Consider the following 20,195-nt stretch of genomic DNA (forward strand, 5'->3'; position numbering starts at 1 on the left):
TTGATGCAGCACCGGTTTGCGATCCTCGCCGTGTGTACGGCAAATATTTGCCGTTCGCCGCTGATGGAATTGCTGCTGCGACAACGCCTCGACCGCGACCGGTTCGAGGTCGCCAGCGCCGGAATTCGCGGCTGGAAGCGCGCTCCGATGGATTCGATGGCCGCGATGGAGGCCATGCGGCTCGGCGCTGACCCGAATCATTTTCGCGCCCATGCGATCGACAGCTATCTGATTGATTCAGCCCAACTCGTGCTGGTTGCGACCAGAGAACATCGCTCTGCTGTTCTTGAGATCAACCCGCAGGCACTGCGGAAGACGTTCACGCTGCTGGAGTTCGCCGGACTCGCATCAGTGGTCGATGCTGATGATCTGACCGATCTGGTCAGGCAAGCAGCGCTGATCCGGAGTCAGGGACCGGCTGAAGCCGATATCGGCGATCCTTACCGACGTGCGCCCGAAGTGCATCGCACAACCGCCGATCAGATCCTGGTTGCGGTGGAGTCGATCAGCAGCATCCTGAACCGGGTCGCCCACTCCGCGCCCACGCCGGTCGAATAACCCACCTGGTCTCGAGACCCGAGATTTCGTCGCTAATGTCGGGTGTCAGTGGTCGCGGTTAGGATTAGAACGAGGCTCGTATGCAGCCGGTCGTGTGGTCGATAATTTACTGTCTTTTCGGTGGATTGTTTCCGGACTTTGGGTTGTTGCTGTCGGTGGCTGCGCCTAGGATAGAAGCAGTTCATCGAACAGGTGCTCGATGAAAGATCTTGAGGGCATCGGGGGATGATGGTGGACACGAGGCATGTGGAGGGGTGGCAGCTCAGTGATGAGCAGGTCACCACCGGTGTCGTTGATGTCCGGATGCAGATCTCTCGCCTTGAGGCCGAGGAAGCCCGACTCGTAGGTGTCGCGATGGAGCGGGGTCTGCCTCGTTTGGCCGGCAATTCATCGCCGCGTGTGTGGGTCGCGAACCTGACGAAGATCTCGCCGTATGCGGCTTCCAGGACCGTTCGTCGGGCCGAGCAGTTGGGTCCGAACGTGGTGGCGACGCAGGCGGCTTGGGTGGCCGGTGAGATCAATTCCGATCAGGCGGAGAATTGCGACCGCGGTCAACGATCTTCCCGACTACGCGGCTGCTGAGCGGCCGCTCGCCGAGAAACATCTGTTGCAATTATCTGGCCAGTTTGGGTTGAAGAACCTCACACGCCTCGCGAATCGGATCCTCGAAGTCATCGACCCTGATGGTGTTGATGAGTATTTGGGCGAACAGCTCAAGAAGCAAGAACAGAAAGCGCTGCGATCGACCCAACTTGAACTCATTAATGGCGGCGATGGGATGACGCGGATCCGCGGACTCCTACCGACCGCGCAAGCCTCTATTTTGAAAGCCTGCCTCGAAGGGATCGCCTCACCACGGCGGGAATCGTTCCAACTGGGTTCACGCGATGAACAAGGCGCCCACTCTGATGCCGCCGTTGGACGCTTGTCGCACCCTGAACGGATGGGACGTGCGTTCCTCGAACTCTTGGAGCATCTGCCGTCCGATGCGATGCCCAGCCACGGCGGCCTGGCTGCATCAGTGACGATCAGCATGGACCTTGACCAACTGCGCGACCAGATCGGCACGGTGTCACTCTCGACCGGCACCGAAATGTCGGCCTCCCAGGCGCGCAGGTTCGCCTGCAACGCCCAACTGATCCCCATGGTTCTTGATGGCGAGTCCAAAATTCTTGATTGCGGCACCGAAAAGCGGATCTACAGCAAACACCAACGCATCGCCCTCGCCAAAAGAGACGGCGGCTGTTGTTGGAAAAATTGCAATCGGCCGCCAGCCTGGTGTGAAGCTCATCATCTGGTGTGGCATTCACACGGCGGCGAAACCACCCTCGACAACGGTGCACTCTTTTGCTACTTCCATCACCACCTGCTTCATGACGGCGAATGGGACGCCCGAATGGGCACCGACGGAGTCGTCGAAGTCATTCCACCACGACGGATCGACCCGTTCCAGAAACCCCTACGCCACGAAGAGCGAATACCCATCGCCAACCCCTGGGCAGCATAAGCAGGAGAGATCTGTCCGAATCTGCAAAACTGATGCATGCCCTACCGCCATATCGTTCTCTTTCGCATGTATGACAGCTGCCAGCCGGCCGATATTGCGGCGGCGGTTGAGGGCTTGGAAGCGTTAGGCGAACTGCCGGGAATCCTGGAATGGACGATCCGACGTTCTAAGGACGAACGCAAAGGGATCGTCATCGTCGAGAACGCGCTGTTCGATTCACGTGAGTCACTCGCAGCGTTCTCGGGTCACCCGGCACATCAGGTGTCGGCGGCACGCCTAGCCCAGTTAGCTGACTGGTCGATCGGCGATTATCGAGAAGAGTGACCGCTGATCAACGACCCGCGACCGACTAGTTGGAACTGCAGGCGCTGGGTGAAACCTTGACGTGGACGCCTGACTCAACGCTCGGCGTCGAACGAACCTTGATTGTCTCGGTCTGTCCGGGACCGGTATAGAACATGATGTCGATCCACGTTCGATCACCTGGTGCAAGCTCGGACGGGATGCTGAGTACGTCGTGGCCCTTGTGCCGGCGAGTCGTCGTCGGGAGTTTGACGTGAGGGGTTTTGGCGCTCATCAGGCTTGCGCCGGTTGGAAGGTAGAACTCTGTGTTGACGACCATGTTCCCCTTCTTAACGCCGTAAACGTCGGTCACGATCGACTGCGGCAATTTGGCGGCATCCTTGGGGGCGTAGGAGGCTAGATCGATCCGTGCCTCGACGAGTTGCGATCCGTCGTTGCGACACTGCAACGACCGAACGTTCGTTGCGTAGCGGAGGTAGTACTCCAATTTGGTGCCGGTCGCGTCATTGAGATAAATCCCCAGCGTCGGATGTGTATCGCTGTCGGATTTGAGCGCCCCGGCAACCGCCATCGAACTGAGTTTTGCCTGTTCGGCGGTTTTGTCCGACCAAACATAGATTCGCCGCTCCTTGGCAGCGCGAACGAATCCACGGATCGTCTGACCCGCGTCGCCATTCCCATCGGTGACGTAGTCGAACAGCTTCGCGGCCGCATCTTTGAAGAAATCATCGGATTCGTTCTGTTGCGGGAAGCGCAGATAGGACTGATTGAGCAGTTCACTCACTGCGTTCTGTGCAGTCAGCACCGTCCCGTCGGCCAACGTCACGGGCCCGGTGCCAGCTAAGAGGTAAGACATCGCAACCGGGTCGACGGAGACCACGCCGTCAACGTTCGTCCCGGTTTCGGATTTGATGATGGACTTCATGATCTGCGCAGTCCGCGGGAACTCGGGGGTCAGATTCGAGTCGATAAAGTACTTTGCCAGATCATCGGTGTAGATCTGTTTCTCTTCTTTGGTCAACGCGATCGCCGTGCTGGAACGTTTGCCGAAGTCGGAGCCCGTGCCTTGCTTCCCGCGGGTGATCTTGCCGTTGTCGACGTGCGCGATCAGGTAGGAGCCAGGGAGCCCACCGGTTGCCCGGATTTCAGCATTATTTTGAAACACGATCAAGTAGGTACGTTTTTGGTCGCCGAGCATGGTCGGTATCAACTCGAGCGCATCGTGGGCAATCTGGGCCGCGTCGGCCGCCGTATTGATCTTGTCGACGAGCAAAGTTACCGGGCTACGTACTGGACCGTTCAGCGACGACAGTTCGATTGAGTCGAGCATCTTTGCCTGCCGTGCGAGCAACGAATTAAATTCTTTGACCGGTGCATTGAGTCGGGCCAATCCTTTGAGATCAACCTTGCCGCTCTTTGGACTGAAGTGGTTGAGGTTCAGTTGCGTCGAGATGTCGACAACGGGCGGCAATGCATTGGCCGAGACCGTATCAAGAACCCTGGCTACCGTGCGGACAGCGGCTATGTCATCGCCGATGAACGGAACGAACGTGCCAAGCTTCCACAATGGACCATTGGTATGCCCGTGAGCGCTACTCGCGGAATCTTGCAATCGGTCAAGCGCTTTAGCTGCAAGCTCTTTGTTGCCGTCAGCGATAGCAGCTTCCAACGTGATTGCGCTCGACTTGGCCTGCTCAAGATTGTTGCGAGCCAGCCACGCCTGAATCGTTACGGTGAGGCCGATAACGACCGTGACGGTAAGCAGCGACCCAATAAGCAATTGTCGTCGTGGTGTGCGCCGCCACTTGCGCTGCAGGCGCCTTTTCCAGCGACGTGTCCGCTTGGACACATCAACTCAGAGCGACTTGTGGATGCTGCGACGTCCACGGGCCATCACGGTGATGCCAGCGCCCATCGCAAGCAGCGCCGCGCCGAGAACGATGTACCAAGCGTTGGTGCCACCGGTGTTCGGCAGCACGCCCGAAGCATTATCGCCATTGTTTGGACTGCAGCCAGGGTTCGCCGGGGCGAGTGTCACTGTCTTCGAAACCGAGTTGCTTTTGATTTTAGTGGCCAATGCTGAAGCGTCGAAACTTGCCGGCGTCACCTGAACCGCGCCAGTCGACAGCGGAGCGTTCGCGGGGCCAATTTTGGACTGCGGGTCGGGCACGAATGTCGCAGTGACCTTGAACTGGGTATTTTTGGTGACCTTGCTGGTCTGGTAAGTCGCCTTCAGATCGGTGCCGCGTTTGGTGTAGGTCTTGTCCGCGATCTTGATCGTCATCGTGCCCTGAAGCTTCAAATTGCCAGCAGCCGCATGAGCATGCACGGTGATCGGCGTGCCACCGATGTAGCAGTGGTTCACGTTCATGGAGATCTGCGGAGTGATCGGAGCGGGATAGGCGGACGCAGCCGACGGCAGTAAGCCGAGGCAAACGGTGGCTGCCGCCGCAATTGCGACGGATAGCTTGCGAAACCGCAACATGGAAGACCCTTATCTATTGGTGTTATCTACTACAACGATGCAGTAGTGATGAGGTTACCGCTGCCAGCGACTAATTTTATGCAGTTGTCCCTCAACGCGCTGCGAGCGCGCCATTGATGACGTCAACGAATTGGTCGGTGATTGGCTCGATACCGAATTTCTCCTCGGCCAGGGTTCGTGCCGCGAGACCGATGTGTTCGATCCGATCGGGATCGATTATCAACGTTTCGAGCCATTCGGCCGATTGCGCCACGCCCTGTTGGTCGGGCTTAGCAATGAACCCGCCGGTTGCCGTGATGTCGGCGGCTGCCGGGTTGTCCTGCGGCATGAGTCCCAGAATTGGCCGGCCAGCCGACAGATAGGACAACACCTTGCTCGGAATCGAGAATTTCGATGCCTCTGGTTCGAGGATCGCAACGAGTACATCGCCCGACCCCAACACAAGCGGCAGATCTGCGGCGCTCTGGAATGGCAGGACCGTGATGCTGGAATCGGCTCGATCGGCTGCGGCGGCACGGATGTGATCGGCGCCGTCGCCCTCGGAGACCACGATCAGTTCAGCTTTTGTTTCGGTTCCACGAAGTTGGTCGAGCAGGTCGATCAGGAGTTGTGGATTGTGTTTGCGGCCGAGCATTCCGGCATACACGAGCCGCAGATCGCTGCCGCCGGTGAGATGCTCCAATGCCCAAAGATTATTGCGTTCGAGTGGTTTGATGTCCTCGATCGGCGCCCAATTGGGAATGATGTCGATTGTGCTGGCCGGGATGTCCCAGTCGGCATACAGCCGACCAAATTCGTCGCCGATTGCGACGACATGCGAAGCCGATGCGACTGCTTTGCGTTCACGTGAGGTGAAATAGGTGCGCCCCAACCGCGCCAACGGTTTAGGAAAGCGTCGATCGAGCTCATCGCCCATTGCCCGGCTGAAGATGTCTTGGTGCCACAGAACCCACGGCTGTTTTTTGCGGCCGGCCCAACTGCGGAACCGATTGAGGGTCAACAGCGGAACATTGCAGGCGAATACGACATCGGGAGCAGTGACCGCGATGTGTCGGGTCCACGCCCTCGCATAGGCCAACTCAAAGCGCGCCCGCCCGGTGGTCGAATATTTGTCGAATTTGGCGTCGACCGTGATCGGGGTGAAGGTCAACGTGTCCGGGTCGCCCGGCTCGCGCTGGAGTCGACCTTTGCCACTTTGGTACTGACCGGCGAACACGTGGTCGACTCGAAAGCCGCGCCGGGCCAACTCACGCGAAAGATCCGCCTGGAATGGATGCCCTGCGAAGTCGTGGACCTGGATCCGGGCAGGCTCAGTGGCCATTGCTCTTGAGCTCGTTGTAAATCCATGAATAGGTCTTCTCAAGACCCTCATGCAAGCTGATCGATGGCTCCCAGCCATAGACGCTGTGGAACAAGGTGTTGTCGCTGTTGCGGCCGCGGACACCCTGCGGTGCATCAAGGTTGTATTTGCGTTCGACCGTGACGCCGGAGATGTCTTCGAGAATGTCGACCATCTGGTTGATCGACACCAACTCGGACGAGCCGAGGTTGACCGGCTCGACGAAGTCGCCAGCGAGGATCTCTTGCGAGCCGCGGATGCAGTCGTCGATGAACATGAAGCTGCGAGTCTGCTCACCGTCGCCCCAAATTTCGATCAGGTTGTCGCCGGTGAGGCCAGCCATCGCGATTTTGCGTGACAGCGCGGCGGGAGCCTTTTCGCGACCGCCGTCGTAGGTCCCTTCGGGGCCGTACACGTTGTGGAACCGGGCGATGCGGGTTTCGATGCCATAATCCTCGCGGAAGTGGCGCGCCATCCGCTCGCTGAACAGCTTCTCCCAGCCGTAGCCGTCCTCGGGGTCGGCGGGGTAGGCATCGGATTCCTTGAGTGCGGTCAGATGCGGATCAGTCTGCGCCGCACCGTTGTAGACACAGGCCGAACTGGAATAGAAGAAGCGTTTGATGGCATTGTCGCGGGCGGCAATCAGCATGTTGGTGCTGGTCAACACGGACAACATGCATTCGGCCTTGTTATTTTCGATGAAACCCATGCCGCCCATGTCGGCCGCATAGTTGAAGACCCCGTCCATGCCAGCCGAGATCGCGTGCGCTGTGGCCGGGTCGGAGCAATCTCCGACGATGTTCTCTGCCGCTCCATGCGCCTGGTGCCATTCGTCCTGCGGCTTGATGTCCACTGCGCGAACGGCCTGACCTTTCGCGAGCAGGTCTTTCACCATATGGCCGCCGATGAAGCCACCCGCTCCAGTCACCAGAATCGTCATGAGGTTCCCTTCATCTACTGATTCGCTCCTAGGCGCGTATGCGACTTCGTGTGGAGCACGTTCACAGAATTCAACGAGTGATGCTCATCGTAGTCACGGGCAATGTGGTTTGTCCTAGGTCTACCTCGCGCGGAAGGTCCGCGCAGCTGAACCGCAAAATTGATCGAATACCCATGCGTAACTTCCCAGCGCATATGTCGTTACTCTCAGTAACCATCTTATTGACCGCGGAGTAGACATGACCCAACTGCGAGTGCGCTGGAGCAGCGTTCTGTTCGGTTTTGGTATGACTTTTGTGGTGGCAATTATGCCGATCGTTTATATCCTCATCGCGAGTCCTACGCCGGACGGAAAAACGCGTGATATCGCCGCCAGCCCGGATGCGATGGGGATGTCGGTGAGCGGCATCAGCCCGATTGACGGAGTGCCGCTGGCGCTGCTCATCGGGGCGATCGCCATCATGGTGATCATCGGTGTGATCACCGTATTTTCGCGGTCACAACGCTACACTGTATGACCGTTCCCGATACGCTCAATGGTGTGACACTGCCCGCCGACCCGCATCTTGAATTCCCGCCGCGGCGTACCTCGTGGGCGCGGCGTTACAGCCGCAGATTATTGGTCAGCGATTTGGTCGTTTTGGTCTGGACCTTCACCGCCACCCACATCGTCTGTGCCAGCCTGCCCAGGTGGTCGGCCGATCATGCGCCGTACACCGCTCCATGGATCGCGGCGTCGATCATGGTCATTGCATTTTGGTTCCTAGCACTCACTGTCACGGACAGCCGCGAGACTCGAGTTGTGGGGGCTGGCCCGTCGGAGTACAAGCGCGTCATCAACGCGACCGTGACGACTTTCGCCTCGATCGCCTTCGTTGGGTATGTGTTCCAGTCGACCGCGCCGCGAAGTTATGTACTGGTCGCGATGGGCCTCGGCACAACCCTCCTTATTTTGAGCCGTTGGAGCTGGCGTCAATGGCTTAATGTGAATCGGCAGAGTGGCCGGATGACGACCAGCGCGGTTGCCGTCGGTAGCGAGTACTCATTGCGTGAACTGATTGCCAATCTCCATTCAGCGCCGCACGCGGGCTATCGAATCGTCGGCATCTGCCCCAGCTCTCCGCTCGAAGAACCCTCAATTGCCGGCATCCCGGTCATCGCGTCATTCGAAAATGTCGTGGCGGAGACCGCTCAGATTGGTGCTGAAGTCATCATCATTGCGGCCTCAGATGCCACCCATCCGGGAATGGTGCGGCGGCTGGGCTGGGAGCTCGAAGGCTATGACATCGACCTCATCCTTGCGCCAGCGCTGGCAAATATCGCCGGCCCGCGCGTGCACATTCGTCCGGTCGCCGGGCTCCCCTTGCTGCATGTCGAGCGGCCGGCATACAAAGGGGCGCAGCGCTGGGCCAAAGTGCTGTTCGACCGATTTGGTTCGCTCGCCTTGATCGTCCTGACCATGCCGATCATGATCCCGGCGGCAATCGCTGTCGCGGTGACCTCCAGAGGGTCGATCATCTATCGGCAGGAGCGCGCAGGCAGAGACCGACAGACGTTCCGCATGTTCAAGTTCCGCACGATGGTGGTCGGCGCTGACGAGATGATCGGTCAACTTGATCTGCAACCTGATGCCGGCAACGAGATGCTGTTTAAGATCCGGGACGATCCACGCGTGACAAAGGTCGGGTGCTTCTTACGCCGCTACTCGATCGATGAGTTGCCGCAATTGTTTAACGTGCTGATCGGCGAGATGAGTCTTGTCGGCCCGCGCCCGCCGCTGCTGCGCGAGGTGTCGGCCTATCAATATGAGGATCACCGCCGGTTGCTCGTACGGCCTGGCATCACCGGACTCTGGCAGGTCTCGGGACGATCGGATCTGAACTGGGAAGAAACCATCCGACTCGACCTCTATTACGTCGAGAATTGGTCCTTGATGGGGGACCTCGTGATCCTGTGGCGAACGGCACGTGCCGTGCTGAGCTCCCAGGGCGCATACTAGCGGCCCGAACCGGTAGTCTTAATCTCTTATGACTGACGAAAACCAGGTCACGTTTGCCGATCTCGGCATCGATGACCGCCTGCTTAGCGTGCTGCGCGACGTGGGATACGAAACCCCATCACCCATTCAAGCGGAAACGATCCCGCTGCTCATCGAAGGCAAGGATGTCGTCGGTCTTGCTCAGACCGGCACCGGCAAGACCGCCGCCTTTGCGCTCCCGATTCTCGGCCGGATCGACGTGTCCAGCAAAGACACGCAGGCACTTGTGCTCGCACCGACCCGTGAGCTCGCGCTCCAGGTCGCGGAGGCCTTTGCCTCGTATGCCGCCAACTTGCCCGGGCTCAACATCCTGCCGATCTATGGCGGCCAAAACTACGGCGTTCAGCTCGCCGGTCTGAAGCGTGGCGCGCACATTGTCGTCGGAACCCCCGGACGTGTCATCGACCACCTCGACAAGGGCAGCCTGCGACTGGGCAACCTCGAATATCTCGTCCTCGATGAGGCCGATGAGATGCTCAAGATGGGCTTCCAAGAAGACGTCGAACGAATCTTGTCCGACACCCCTGAATACAAGCAGGTGGCGCTGTTCTCGGCCACGATGCCGTCGTCGATCAGGCGGATCTCCAAGCAGTACATGCACGATCCGATCGAAATCCTGATCAAGAAGAAGACCATGACGGCGGCCAACACCCGCCAGCGCTGGCTCTCGGTGTCGCAGGGGCAAAAGCTCGATGCGCTGACCCGCATCCTCGAGGTCGAGGACGGTGACGGCATGATCATCTTCGTCCGCACCAAACAGGCCACCGAAGAGCTCGCCGAGAAACTTCGCGCTCGCGGCTATAACGCCGCCGCAATCAATGGCGACCTCGCCCAGCAGCAGCGTGAACGGACCATCAACCAGCTCAAGACGAGCAAACTCGACCTGCTGGTTGCCACCGATGTTGCCGCGCGCGGACTCGATGTCGACCGAATCAGCCACGTCATCAACTACGACATCCCGCACGACAGCGAGGCTTACATCCACCGCATCGGCCGTACCGGTCGCGCGGGACGCACCGGCGAGGCGATCCTGTTCGTCACTCCGCGTGAACGTCGACTGCTGTCGTCGATCGAGAAGATGACCCGTCAGCCGCTGACCGAAATGCCGCTTCCTTCGGTCGAGGATGTCAACGCCCAGCGCGCTTCCCGCTTCGCCGAGACGATCACTGCGAGCCTCGGTTCGCCGCAATTCCACCAGTTCCGTGGCCTGATTGAGCAGTATCACCGCGATAATGAGGTCCAGATGGAGGACATCGCGGCCGCGCTGGCTGTCATGAGCCAAGAGGACAAGGAATTCTTCCTCAGCCCCGAGGATCCCAAACGCGAACGTGCTCGCTCGGCAGAACGCAACCGCGAAAGCCGTGAGACCCGGTCGAATGGGCCGCGTGAGCGTCGCTCGAGCGAAGGCTTTGCCACCTATCGGCTGGCCGTCGGCAAACGGCATCACGTCGGCCCGGGCTCGATCGTGGGTGCCATCGCAAATGAGGGCGGGCTCAAACGCGCCGATTTCGGCAATATCAGCATCCGGCCCGATCACAGTTTGGTCGAACTCCCGCAGGATCTGCCGCAGCGCGTGTTCGATGCACTCAAGGCCACGCGGATCTCCGGGCAGCTGATCCACCTACAGCCCGACACCGGGCCGCAACCGCAGACCCGGGAGCGGAGCAGCCGCAAGCCGGACAAGTACAAGTCCGACAAGCCTAAGTTCGACAAGCCCAAGTCGGGCGGCTACAAGTCCGACGGTCGCAAATCCGAAGGGCGTAAGTCCGACAGCGCGCCGAGTTCGAATGGTCGCAAGCCGCGCCACCGCTGAATCCTCACCGGCCAATCATTACCGGCCAGTACAGTGAATGCGTTGTTGCACTCTGTCGAAGGACTGGTCCATGTTCCTATTGAACAACGCCACGCAGGCGTATGCCTGGGGATCGCGCTCGGCGATCCCGACCTTCCTCGGCCGAGACGGCGCTGACCGGCCGGTCGCGGAGATGTGGATGGGCACCCATCCGCTCGGACCGTCGAAGGTTGAGGCGGCGGTCGGCGTTGCCGTGCCGCTCACCGAAGTGGCCGGCGAGCTGCCGTTCATGATGAAGATTCTGGCCGCGGACCAGCCGTTGTCACTGCAGGTTCACCCGGGGCGCAAGGTTGCCGCTGCCGGTTTTGCTGATGAAGAGACCTCCGGTAAGCCGATCACCGCGCCGGATCGATCTTTCAAGGATGCCAATCACAAGCCGGAGATGGCTTACGCGCTAACCACGTTCGATACGCTCGTTGGCTTCCGCCCGACCGCGGAGATCTTGCGCATTCTGGCCGCAATCGACTCGCCATTCACCGAGGGCCTTGTGACCGCGCTTCGCGCCGAGCCTGGCTTCGACGGCATTGTGCACCTCGTCGAACAGCTGCTCTGCGATCCGCCAGCGGCCGATGAGATCGCGTCGATCGTGGCGGCCTGTGGGATCCTCGCCGAAGCTGGCCTGGACATTCGTCGGGCCTACGCCACGGCGGTGGAGATAGCCCAATATTTCCCCGACGATGTTGGTGTCGTGTTATCGATGTTCCTCAACCGCTTCACCCTCCAGCCGGGCGAAGCGATCTTCCTGAGCACCGGAATCATCCATGCGCACCTGCGCGGCATGTGCATCGAGGTGATGGCGGCGTCGGACAATGTGCTCCGCGCGGGTCTGACCTCGAAGTTTGTCGACCCGGCCGGAATGGTGCGTTGTCTCAGGCAGGGCATGTCGCGGGCAGCGCGTGTCACGCCGGACGCCTTGGGTCTGTCGACCGAGGTTTTCAGTCCCGATGTTGAGGAGTTTGCGCTCTCCATCACCCAGGCTTCCTACGCCGAGCCGGACGGAGCGGTGCTGCCCAATCAGGGTCAGCGGATCATCATCTGCACCGGCGGCGAGGTCGCCCTTGTTAATGAGCAGGGCAGTAGCTTCAAGCTCAGCCGGGGCGATTCGGTGTATGCCGGGCCCGAAGACGGCGTCTTACGAATCCTTGGATTGGGCGAGGTGGCTCAGGCGTACGAACCGACCAAGCGCACACCGCAAAGCAAGATGGTCGACCTCGTGCTCCCATTCGACGCTAGATCAGGTCTTCGCGGCCACGACGCTGCCACCCCGCAGGAGCTTCCTTGACCCGCTGAGCATGCTCACGGGTCGTCACGAGGAGCGCATCGCCAGTATCAATCACGACCGCATTGCGTATCCCAATGACGGTGACGGTCTTGCCTTCGAGATGGCGTACGAAGCCGGTGGCATCGATGAATAACGCATCATCGCCGTCAGTCAGATCGGCAAGCGCGGCAAAGTCGCCAAGATCGCTCCAGTCGAAGCGGCCAGGTACGACGGCCATGCCGCCACGATCGGCAACTGGCTCAGCAATTGCGTGGTCGATGGCAATTTTGGGCAACCCCGGCCATACCGATTCGAGCGTGGCAGCGCGATCATCGGCATCCCACGACCGGGCAATTGCCTCGAGGCCGGCGTGCATGGCCGGTTGCAGTTGGACGAGCTGGTTGAGCAGGACGTCAGTTCGGGTGACGAACATGCCGGCATTCCACAGGTAACTGCCGGTATCGACATACTGCTGGGCCGTGGCAGCATCGGGTTTTTCGACGAAGCGTACGACTTCCCGTGCGTCCGGAGCGCCGTCGGCTTCAAGCCGGTCGCCGGTCTGGATATAGCCGAAGGCAGTCGAAGCATCCTCGGGCGTGATGCCGATTGTGCAGATTTTGCCGGTCTGTGCGACGGCGACCGCTTGGCGTACATCGGCCCCGAACTGCGTGCTGTCCGCAATCACGTGATCGGCGGCGAAGGAACCGATGACGGCATCGGGATCTCGCTGAGCGATGATTGCTGCGGCCAGCCCGATCGCTGGCATCGAATCACGCGGCGACGGCTCGACGATCAAGTTGGTCAATTGGGGGAGCTGCGCGGCGACTGCCTCGGCATGGGCAGCTCCGGTCACCACGTGGATGTTGTTGGGTCCAACCAGCGGCACCAGCCGGTCCCACGTTTGTTGGATAAGGGTCCGGCCGCTGCCGGTCAGATCGAGCAAAAACTTGGGGCGCGTCGAGCGGGACAACGGCCACAGCCGGGTGCCGGCGCCGCCAGCAGGAATGACGGCGTGGAAGGACGCGAGCGGTGAGTCAGACACCCGGTCATCGTAGCCGGAGCTCCGCCGCCAATGCGGTGGTTGGCGGCCGGGTCGTAGGCTAATCGCGTGGAGATTCTTGCGGAGGTTGTACGTTCTGGATTCGTCGAGGGACGGCACTGCGGGGCGGTGGTGCGAACGAATCCCGCCGGCGAGGTCGCTTGGTCGATTGGCGACCCAGACACCGTTATTTTCCCGCGCTCATCGAATAAGCCCATTCAGGCGCTTGGGATGCTGCGCGCCGGTCTGCCGCTCGAGGGCTCGTTGCTTGCCTTGGCGTCGGCAAGTCATTCGGGCGAGGCCATCCATCTGGCCGGCGTACGCGAAATTCTTGACCTTGCTGGCTTGGACGAATCGGCATTGCAGACACCGCCGAGCTATCCCTATGACCCAGAGGTGCACGCCGACTGGCTGCGCGCGGGCGGTGCCCCGGCGCCAATTTTGATGGACTGCTCGGGCAAGCACGCCGCGATGCTGTTGACCTGCGTGACCAACGGCTGGCCGATCGAAAACTATCTCGACCCCGAACACCCGCTCCAGGTTGAGATTGACAAGACGTTCACGGAGTTGACTGGTGAGCCGGCGGCCGCGGTCGGCATCGACGGTTGTGGCGCGCCGCTCCTGGCGACCTCGCTGACCCGGCTAGCGCGGGCAATTGGCTCGTTTATGACGGCTCCGGCCGGCTCGCTTGAGCGCAGACTGGTCGACGCGATGGTCGGCTCACCTGAATTCGTGAGTGGCACAACCCGCGATGAGGTGTTCATGATGCGGGCGTTTCCCGGCGCGATTGCCAAGGCCGGTGCCGAAGCGGTCTATGTCGTCGGTATGCCCGACGGCACGGCGTTCGCACTTAAGCTTGCTGACGGCGGCGATCGGGCCCGGCCGGTAGTTATGGCCAGGGCGCTGACGCTCGCCGGCTACGAGCATGAGTTCCTCCAACAGGAGTCGCTGATCCTTGGCGGCGGGCTGCCAGTTGGCCGCATACGCGCGGCGTTTTAGCAGGTCAGGGGCAATATGTGATTCAAATCGCAAGCTGCTGGCTTGCATTTGCTAACTTTTGCAAGCACACTTGAGACATGGCAAAGCTCAACCTCAACAAGACCGCCGAAGCACTCGGCGAGTACTTGCGTGAACAGCGGAGCCTGGCGCAAATGTCGCTTCGACAACTGTCCGAATTGGCGGAGATTTCCAATCCGTATCTCAGCCAGATCGAACGCGGATTGCGCCGCCCGTCGGCCGAAGTCCTTCAGCAGATCGCGAAAGCGCTCCGGATTTCAGCCGAGTCGCTCTACGTACGCGCCGGGATTCTCGATTTGGATGAATCGCGAACCCGAATGGTCGAAGACGCGATCGACTTTGACCCGCTGCTGACGGAACGACAGAAGAGCGCACTTCTCGACATCTACCGATCATTTGTCGGAAGCGATGCGGTCTCAGTTGACGAACTTTCCACCGAGCACCCAGCGGTGCCAAAACCCAACCCAATGGAGAAAAAATGAGCATTACCGATTCCATCAACGCCCAGTTCAAGTCCATCGTCGAAGACGTTAAGGGCCTCCCCGCTTCGTTCAAGAAGGTCGACGTTAACGACCTCAAGAAGCAGGCCACCACGTTTGCGCAGGGCACTCTCGACCAGGCCACCAGCGTCTACACCGATCTCACCAAGAGGGGCGAAGGACTCGTCTCGAAGGCCAAGGGCCTCAAGGTTGACGACGTCAAAGCTGATGCCCTGAAGGTTGCTACTGACCTCTTGGAAAAGGCCGAAACTGTTGCCGATGACGCCAAGGACAAGGCCGAAGGCGTTATTGCTGAGGCCAAGGTGACCGTCAACAAGGTCACCAAGAAGGCTCCTGCTGCCAAGCCGGCCGCGAAGAAGAAGCCGGCCGCGGCGAAGAAGCCGGTTGCCAAGAAGGCTCCTGCCACCAAGACCGCTGCGGCGAAGAAGCCTGCTGCCAAGACCGCGACCAAGCCGGTCACCAAGAAGGCTCCTGCGACTAAGCCTGCTGCTGCCAACAACGCCTGAAGTTAGGCCACTCGAGCCGGGTTCTCTCCACGGAGGGGGCCCGGCTTTCGTGCGTCCACTATCCTTGAGCAGTGCTTGATCTCTTTTCTGCGCAGAATGGTGTTCTGCTGATTCTCGCGTTTGTCCTTTTCGGGATCAAGGCGATTGCGCTCATCGACTGCGCTCTCCGCAATGAGGGCAAATTTCATGCCGCTGGCTCGATGCCGAAGCGCTCGTGGCTGGTCCTGCTTGGCCTCGGGCTTGCAGTCAATTTGGTCAGTTGGTACCCGCTCGGGTTGCTCAACCTCGCCGGCACCGTACTCGCATTGGTGTATCTCGCCCAGTTGCGTGGCTCCGACTGACGTACGCCCCTTGGGTTCTCCTGTCGGGGTGGTGGGTCAGCCACCGTGCTGAGCGCCCATACGGTGGCTGAGGCACCACCCTGGGGGATTGGCGAGATATGCACAGGTGACGGCGCTCGGCCTGACCTCGCGCATTCTCGACAGTTATCGATTCCTGCGAATCTTCCCCGCGGTGTATGTCCTGCGCGGGGTGAAGCTGGATCAACTGGGCTGGATCGAGGCGGCGATGCTGGCAACTCCAAAGGACGCGTGTGTCAGCCATATAACCCGGATCCAGTTGCGCGGGATTGATCTGGGTCGCCGGCGGCCATTTCACTTCCTGATCGGTCGGGATCTGCACCGTGACATCGCCGAGATCCGGTTGCACCGCACGACCAGAATGCCGCAGAGTTTCGGGCGACTCGTGAGTGTCGAAGCGGCCTTCGCGGGTTCGGGTGCGTATGCACCGTTGCTCCACCTGGTCATGATCGGGGACTGGTTGTTGCGTGATGGCCATACGACGGTCGAAAATTGGCTGCTGAGGTCAGATCCGCGCCGGCCCGCCCGGGCGATCCCAATGTTGCGGATTGCTGCTGAATCGCCGAAGGAAACTGAGCTCCGTTGCGTCATTGTGAGCGCTGGACTGCCGGAGCCGCAGTTGAATGTTGACGGGGCGGACGCGCAGGGATGGGTCGAGCGAGGCTATCGGGGCCGGCCGCCCAATTTTGCCCAAGCATGGAGACTACTTTTCAGCTGAAGGGTGGTGCCTCAGCCACCGTGCTGACCGGCCATACGGCGGCTGAGGCACCACCCCGCCCGGGGGTTTAGGTTGGCTCAAACACCGGGTCGCGCTGGTCGCACATAGCGCGAGATGATGAGCCGCATCGTGGCGATCTCGGTGTCCGGGTCGAGGCTTGTATGCTTCGCGATCAGCGTGCGGTATGCGCACACGAGTGCAAGAATCCAGCGCGCGGTGGCCTCAATGTGGAGTTCACGGTCAATCAAGTCCGCATCAGAGGCTGCCATGATCAGGCTCGAGAACCCTGACTCGATATGGGCATCAATGTCGAGCTCGCGGTCCGTGGTCAGGTCATCGACGACCGACCAGATGGCAGCCCAAGGATCTGCCGCAGAGCGCGCTTTATCGATCACGGAATCATTCACAGACCCATTGTGCGTCAAAGCGTTTTGCTTTGGTCAGGTGCCGCTCAATCGGGCGCGTCCCGTATAGGTTGGATTGCATGACCGATGTGATTACGATCGCCGATCTACACAAGAGTTTTGGCACAACACGTGCCCTCGACGGGCTCAACCTCACCGTCGCTGCGGGTGAAGTACACGGTTTTGTCGGCCCCAACGGAGCGGGCAAGTCCACGGCGCTCCGAGTCCTGCTCGGACTACTGCGCGCCGACCGTGGCGAGGTGCAGCTGTTGGGTGGGGATCCTTGGACCGACGGTGCGGCGCTGCACAAACGGCTCGCGTATGTCCCGGGCGACGTCAACCTTTGGCCGAATCTGTCCGGCGGCGAAGTTATCGACCTGCTCGGCCGGCTGCGCGGTGGTCTCAACGAGTCGCGTCGCGCTGAACTGATCGAGCGCTTCGAGTTGGATCCGACCAAGAAGGGGCGCGCCTATTCCAAGGGTAACCGGCAGAAAGTCGCCCTTGTTGCCGCGCTTGCCAGTGATGTTGATCTGCTGATCCTCGATGAACCGACGTCGGGGCTCGATCCGATCATGGAGTCGGTGTTCCAGGACTACATCGACGATTTCAAAGACGAGGGGCATGCGGTCTTGTTGTCCAGTCACATCCTCGCCGAGGTTGAAGCGTTGTGTGATCGGGTCAGCATCATCCGGGTCGGCAAGGTCGTCGAGTCCGGCACATTGGCGGAGTTGCGACACCTGACCCGTACGTCGATCGCCGCCGAGTTGTCTCGCCCGCCGACCGATCTCGAGCGACTCGATGGCGTTCATGGCCTGATCGTCGAGGGCAATCGTGCGACCTTCGAGGTCGACACCGTTCGGTTGGGTGCTGCGCTGTCAAAACTGGGGGAGTTCGACATACAGAGTCTGACGAGTCAGCCGCCAACACTCGAGGAGCTCTTCCTGCGTAACTACGGCGATGAAATCGCGGCCGATCCCGCATGAGCTCATTCACCGGGACCGGGATTTTCGTCCGGTTCTTCATACGTCGCGACTGGTTCTCGTACGTGTGGTGGTTCCTCGGCACGGTCGTGCTCTATTGGTCGCAGGCGGTCAGCGTCAAAGGCCTGTATTCGACCCAGGCTGAGTTCGACCAGGCTGCTGCGTCGATGCAGGGCAACGCGGCCTTCATCGCGATGGCTGGGCCGGCCCGTGCGCTCAACACGATCGGCGGACAGGTGGCCTGGCAAGCGAGCGCATTCGGGGCGATCGTCGCAGGGCTGATGGCGATGTTCTTGATCGGCCGGCACACGCGTGTCGAGGAAGAGAGCGGGCGTGAGGAGCTCCTGCGTGCTGACGCTATTGGCCGGTATGCGACCGTCGCCGCTGCAGTCATTGTCGTTGGGCTGCTCGAACTTGGTCTCGGTGTGGGTATCGCAGTCGTATTGATCACGTACGGGCTGCCGGTTGTCGGCTCGGTGTCACTCGGCGTGGCATGTGCGCTAGCCGGGCTGGCGTTCATGGCGGTGGCTCTGCTCGCGGCACAACTCACCGAGAGCGCCCGCGGCATGTACGGCATCACAGGGGCCGTTATCGGCTTGGCGTACGTCTTGCGCGCGATCGGTGATATCGGCAATCCGTTGTTCTCGTGGTTGTCGCCGATCGGTTGGGGACAGGCAATGCGGGCCTACGCTGGCGAGATCTGGTGGCCGGCCCTGCTCTCGGTCGGCTTCGCTGTCGTCGTCGCATACGGCGCCATCCGCATCCTCGGTCGGCGCGATGTCGGCGCCGGTGTGTGGGCGACTCGCTCAGGTCCGGCGCGCGGGTCGTTGCGCAACTCGTACGGGCTTTCGTGGCGGCTGCAGCGCGGCAGCGTTATCGGCTGGACCGGCGGGATGTTCCTCATGGGTGTTGCCTACGGCTCGATCGGTAAGGACATCGGGGACGTGATCGGTGACTCGCAGTTCTCCAAAGACGTTTTCGCGCGCGGCGGTGGTGACCTCGTGGCGTCGTTCTATTCGACGACTGCGCTCATGCTGGCCTTGATAGGGACGAGTTTCGCGATCTCCTCGGCACTGCGAATGCGTTCGGAGGAGACGTCGGGGCGGGTTGAGCCGTTGCTGTCGACCGCGCTGACCCGGCGCACGTGGGCGTTGAGCCATCTCGCCGTCACGTTGTTGGGAACGGTCATGGTGGTCGTGGCGGCTGGGTTCGGCACCGGGCTCGCCTACGGCCTGATCTCCGGTGACGGGTCGCAACTTTGGCGACTGACACTGGCTGCGCTCGCGCATCTCCCGGCGATGATGATTCTGGCCGCCTTCGCTTATGTGCTGATCGGCTTCGTGCCACGGGCGGGGTTCTTGGCGTGGATCCCGCTTGCGTTCTGCTTCGTCGTGATGCTGCTCGGCGCGGCGTTGAGGCTGCCGACCTGGGTCATGAATCTCTCGCCGTTCACGCATGACCGGTTGTTGCCCGCGGCTGATTTTTCGGCGACTTCGTTTTTGGTTGAGTCCATTGTCGTTGTGGGGATGGTGTTGGCCGCATACGTCGGACTTAGGTCGCGGGACATCAGGCAATAGAACAGCTGTTCGAGTATGCTTGGTTGATGGAGTTCTTCCAGGGATCGCTGCTCGACGCTGAAGTGTCGCCCGAGTTGGGTGCGCTGCGGCCAGGCCGGACGGTGCTCGCGCATGGTGCGTGGGTCGATGTGCAGCCCGGCTGGGTCAGCGGATCGGACGAACTGTTTCTTCGGCTTCGTGATGAGGTGCCGTGGCGGGCTGAGCGGCGCGAAATGTGGGACAACATCGTGGATGTGCCTCGGTTGTTATGCCAATATGGCGCCGATGACATACTGCCCGATCAGGTTCTGGTCGACGCGCGCGAGCGGTTGTCCGAACATTATGCGGATGAGTTGGGGGAGCGGTTCGCGACCGCCGGGTTGTGCCACTACCGCGATGGGCGTGACAGCGTCGCATGGCACGGTGATCGCATCGGCCGGGGCCGCTCAAACGACACGATGGTCGCGATCATCTCACTCGGCGCAGCCCGTCGGTTGTCGTTGCGGCCTCGCGGTGGCGGCGACCAAGTCGGCTTCGCGCTCGGCCACGGCGACCTCATCGTCATGGGCGGTTCGTGTCAACGTACGTGGGATCACGCGATCTTGAAGACGGCACGACCAGTCGGCCCACGCATCAGCGTCCAGTTCCGTCCCCGCGGCGTCCTCTGACCAACCTCCCCTCACACTCCTCCCGCCGATGGGCGGTGCCTCAGCAACCTAATGAGGCACTTAGGTTGCTCAGCCACCGCCCGATGGGGATAAGCGGGTTGTCCACAGGATCTTTGGACGATGAATTGTCCACAGCCGACAAATTGGTCCCGGCGATCGAGGGTCG

Annotated in this window: 20 protein-coding genes and 1 pseudogene; 15 read left to right on the forward strand and 6 right to left on the reverse strand. The window is 60.7% G+C overall.

All coding sequences use genetic code 11. The features are described 5' to 3' along the window. The first annotated feature begins 3 nt into the window (after positions 1 to 3). The 3 genes and pseudogenes from AC2YB9_RS03355 (at position 4) to AC2YB9_RS03365 (ending at position 2,389) form a co-directional block, all read left to right on the forward strand. Entirely contained in the window at positions 4 to 558 is a 555-nt protein-coding gene (locus AC2YB9_RS03355; RefSeq protein ID WP_487267345.1) for an arsenate reductase/protein-tyrosine-phosphatase family protein, read from the forward strand. Between the two features lie 354 nt (positions 559 to 912). Further along, positions 913 to 2,065 (forward strand): annotated as a pseudogene (locus tag AC2YB9_RS03360) (HNH endonuclease). A 36-nt stretch (positions 2,066 to 2,101) separates the two neighbouring features. Continuing rightward, complete coding sequence (locus tag AC2YB9_RS03365) at positions 2,102 to 2,389, forward strand: Dabb family protein (protein ID WP_487267346.1); 288 nt, start codon at positions 2,102 to 2,104, stop codon at positions 2,387 to 2,389. Positions 2,390 to 2,414: 25 nt separating this feature from the next. Here the strand turns inward: AC2YB9_RS03365 and AC2YB9_RS03370 are convergent, their stop codons facing one another. From AC2YB9_RS03370 to AC2YB9_RS03385, 4 genes are all read right to left on the reverse strand, one after another. After that, positions 2,415 to 4,217: a DUF4012 domain-containing protein gene (locus AC2YB9_RS03370; protein WP_487267347.1), complete on the reverse strand. Its 1,803-nt coding sequence runs from the start codon at positions 4,215 to 4,217 to the stop codon at positions 2,415 to 2,417. A 6-nt stretch (positions 4,218 to 4,223) separates the two neighbouring features. After that, positions 4,224 to 4,853, reverse strand: a complete 630-nt coding sequence (locus tag AC2YB9_RS03375) for an LPXTG cell wall anchor domain-containing protein (RefSeq protein ID WP_487267348.1) — start codon at positions 4,851 to 4,853, stop codon at positions 4,224 to 4,226. 91 nt (positions 4,854 to 4,944) lie between these two features. After that, positions 4,945 to 6,174: a glycosyltransferase gene (locus AC2YB9_RS03380; protein WP_487267349.1), complete on the reverse strand. Its 1,230-nt coding sequence runs from the start codon at positions 6,172 to 6,174 to the stop codon at positions 4,945 to 4,947. After that, on the reverse strand, positions 6,164 to 7,132 hold the full coding sequence (locus AC2YB9_RS03385; RefSeq protein ID WP_487267350.1) for an NAD-dependent epimerase/dehydratase family protein: 969 nt from the start codon (positions 7,130 to 7,132) through the stop codon (positions 6,164 to 6,166). Before AC2YB9_RS03385 ends, AC2YB9_RS03380 begins: the two co-directional genes overlap by 11 nt. Before the next feature lie 238 nt (positions 7,133 to 7,370). Here AC2YB9_RS03385 and AC2YB9_RS03390 point away from each other — a divergent pair, with 238 nt between their 5' ends. From AC2YB9_RS03390 to manA, 4 genes are all read left to right on the forward strand, one after another. Next, positions 7,371 to 7,649 (forward strand): hypothetical protein, encoded by a 279-nt coding sequence (locus AC2YB9_RS03390; protein WP_487267351.1) that lies wholly within the window; start codon positions 7,371 to 7,373, stop codon positions 7,647 to 7,649. After that, positions 7,646 to 9,130, forward strand: a complete 1,485-nt coding sequence (locus tag AC2YB9_RS03395) for a sugar transferase (RefSeq protein WP_487267352.1) — start codon at positions 7,646 to 7,648, stop codon at positions 9,128 to 9,130. Before AC2YB9_RS03390 ends, AC2YB9_RS03395 begins: the two co-directional genes overlap by 4 nt. Before the next feature lie 28 nt (positions 9,131 to 9,158). After that, complete coding sequence (locus AC2YB9_RS03400; protein ID WP_487267353.1) at positions 9,159 to 10,982, forward strand: DEAD/DEAH box helicase; 1,824 nt, start codon at positions 9,159 to 9,161, stop codon at positions 10,980 to 10,982. Between the two features lie 70 nt (positions 10,983 to 11,052). Further along, positions 11,053 to 12,303, forward strand: a complete 1,251-nt coding sequence (manA, locus tag AC2YB9_RS03405) for a mannose-6-phosphate isomerase, class I (protein WP_487267354.1) — start codon at positions 11,053 to 11,055, stop codon at positions 12,301 to 12,303. On the opposite strand, the gene AC2YB9_RS03410 is transcribed toward manA, so the two are convergent. Next, positions 12,251 to 13,324, reverse strand: a complete 1,074-nt coding sequence (locus tag AC2YB9_RS03410; protein ID WP_487267355.1) for a mannose-1-phosphate guanylyltransferase — start codon at positions 13,322 to 13,324, stop codon at positions 12,251 to 12,253. The two genes, manA and AC2YB9_RS03410, sit on opposite strands and share 53 nt — an antisense overlap. 66 nt (positions 13,325 to 13,390) lie before the next feature. Here AC2YB9_RS03410 and AC2YB9_RS03415 point away from each other — a divergent pair, with 66 nt between their 5' ends. The 5 genes from AC2YB9_RS03415 to AC2YB9_RS03435 all read left to right on the forward strand — a co-directional run bounded on the left by AC2YB9_RS03415 (position 13,391) and on the right by AC2YB9_RS03435 (position 16,421). Next, a complete protein-coding gene (locus AC2YB9_RS03415) occupies positions 13,391 to 14,320 on the forward strand; it encodes an asparaginase (RefSeq protein ID WP_487267356.1) in 930 nt (309 codons plus the stop codon). A gap of 77 nt (positions 14,321 to 14,397) precedes the next feature. Further along, a complete protein-coding gene (locus AC2YB9_RS03420) occupies positions 14,398 to 14,820 on the forward strand; it encodes a helix-turn-helix domain-containing protein (RefSeq protein ID WP_487267357.1) in 423 nt (140 codons plus the stop codon). Next, positions 14,817 to 15,344: a hypothetical protein gene (locus tag AC2YB9_RS03425; RefSeq protein WP_487267358.1), complete on the forward strand. Its 528-nt coding sequence runs from the start codon at positions 14,817 to 14,819 to the stop codon at positions 15,342 to 15,344. The genes AC2YB9_RS03420 and AC2YB9_RS03425 overlap by 4 nt, the downstream gene beginning before the upstream one ends. 71 nt (positions 15,345 to 15,415) lie before the next feature. After that, a complete protein-coding gene (locus tag AC2YB9_RS03430; RefSeq protein ID WP_487267359.1) occupies positions 15,416 to 15,685 on the forward strand; it encodes a DUF2516 family protein in 270 nt (89 codons plus the stop codon). Between the two features lie 88 nt (positions 15,686 to 15,773). Continuing rightward, on the forward strand, positions 15,774 to 16,421 hold the full coding sequence (locus AC2YB9_RS03435) for a hypothetical protein (RefSeq protein ID WP_487267360.1): 648 nt from the start codon (positions 15,774 to 15,776) through the stop codon (positions 16,419 to 16,421). 77 nt (positions 16,422 to 16,498) lie between these two features. Here the strand turns inward: AC2YB9_RS03435 and AC2YB9_RS03440 are convergent, their stop codons facing one another. Further along, positions 16,499 to 16,828, reverse strand: a complete 330-nt coding sequence (locus AC2YB9_RS03440) for a hypothetical protein (RefSeq protein WP_487267361.1) — start codon at positions 16,826 to 16,828, stop codon at positions 16,499 to 16,501. Positions 16,829 to 16,905: 77 nt separating this feature from the next. Here AC2YB9_RS03440 and AC2YB9_RS03445 point away from each other — a divergent pair, with 77 nt between their 5' ends. The 3 genes from AC2YB9_RS03445 to AC2YB9_RS03455 are packed head-to-tail and all read left to right on the forward strand — an operon-like array spanning position 16,906 to position 20,029. Beyond that, positions 16,906 to 17,808 (forward strand): ABC transporter ATP-binding protein, encoded by a 903-nt coding sequence (locus AC2YB9_RS03445; RefSeq protein WP_487267362.1) that lies wholly within the window; start codon positions 16,906 to 16,908, stop codon positions 17,806 to 17,808. Then, complete coding sequence (locus AC2YB9_RS03450) at positions 17,805 to 19,382, forward strand: ABC transporter permease (RefSeq protein WP_487267363.1); 1,578 nt, start codon at positions 17,805 to 17,807, stop codon at positions 19,380 to 19,382. The genes AC2YB9_RS03445 and AC2YB9_RS03450 overlap by 4 nt, the downstream gene beginning before the upstream one ends. A 26-nt stretch (positions 19,383 to 19,408) precedes the next feature. Then, on the forward strand, positions 19,409 to 20,029 hold the full coding sequence (locus AC2YB9_RS03455; RefSeq protein ID WP_487267364.1) for an alpha-ketoglutarate-dependent dioxygenase AlkB: 621 nt from the start codon (positions 19,409 to 19,411) through the stop codon (positions 20,027 to 20,029). The last annotated feature ends 166 nt before the right edge of the window (positions 20,030 to 20,195 follow it).

Source organism: Aeromicrobium changchenzhani, assembly GCF_057586615.1.

Coding starts and splice junctions, on each gene's coding strand:
- AC2YB9_RS03400 (WP_487267353.1), top strand. CDS start 9,159: ATGACTGACGAAAACCAGGTCACGTTTGCCGATCTCGGCATCGATGAC.
- AC2YB9_RS03395 (WP_487267352.1), top strand. CDS start 7,646: ATGACCGTTCCCGATACGCTCAATGGTGTGACACTGCCCGCCGACCCG.
- AC2YB9_RS03455 (WP_487267364.1), top strand. CDS start 19,409: ATGGAGTTCTTCCAGGGATCGCTGCTCGACGCTGAAGTGTCGCCCGAG.
- AC2YB9_RS03420 (WP_487267357.1), top strand. CDS start 14,398: ATGGCAAAGCTCAACCTCAACAAGACCGCCGAAGCACTCGGCGAGTAC.
- AC2YB9_RS03425 (WP_487267358.1), top strand. CDS start 14,817: ATGAGCATTACCGATTCCATCAACGCCCAGTTCAAGTCCATCGTCGAA.
- AC2YB9_RS03365 (WP_487267346.1), top strand. CDS start 2,102: ATGCCCTACCGCCATATCGTTCTCTTTCGCATGTATGACAGCTGCCAG.
- AC2YB9_RS03375 (WP_487267348.1), bottom strand. CDS start 4,853: ATGTTGCGGTTTCGCAAGCTATCCGTCGCAATTGCGGCGGCAGCCACC.
- AC2YB9_RS03390 (WP_487267351.1), top strand. CDS start 7,371: ATGACCCAACTGCGAGTGCGCTGGAGCAGCGTTCTGTTCGGTTTTGGT.
- AC2YB9_RS03385 (WP_487267350.1), bottom strand. CDS start 7,132: ATGACGATTCTGGTGACTGGAGCGGGTGGCTTCATCGGCGGCCATATG.
- AC2YB9_RS03445 (WP_487267362.1), top strand. CDS start 16,906: ATGACCGATGTGATTACGATCGCCGATCTACACAAGAGTTTTGGCACA.
- AC2YB9_RS03450 (WP_487267363.1), top strand. CDS start 17,805: ATGAGCTCATTCACCGGGACCGGGATTTTCGTCCGGTTCTTCATACGT.
- AC2YB9_RS03380 (WP_487267349.1), bottom strand. CDS start 6,174: ATGGCCACTGAGCCTGCCCGGATCCAGGTCCACGACTTCGCAGGGCAT.
- manA (WP_487267354.1), top strand. CDS start 11,053: ATGTTCCTATTGAACAACGCCACGCAGGCGTATGCCTGGGGATCGCGC.
- AC2YB9_RS03355 (WP_487267345.1), top strand. CDS start 4: ATGCAGCACCGGTTTGCGATCCTCGCCGTGTGTACGGCAAATATTTGC.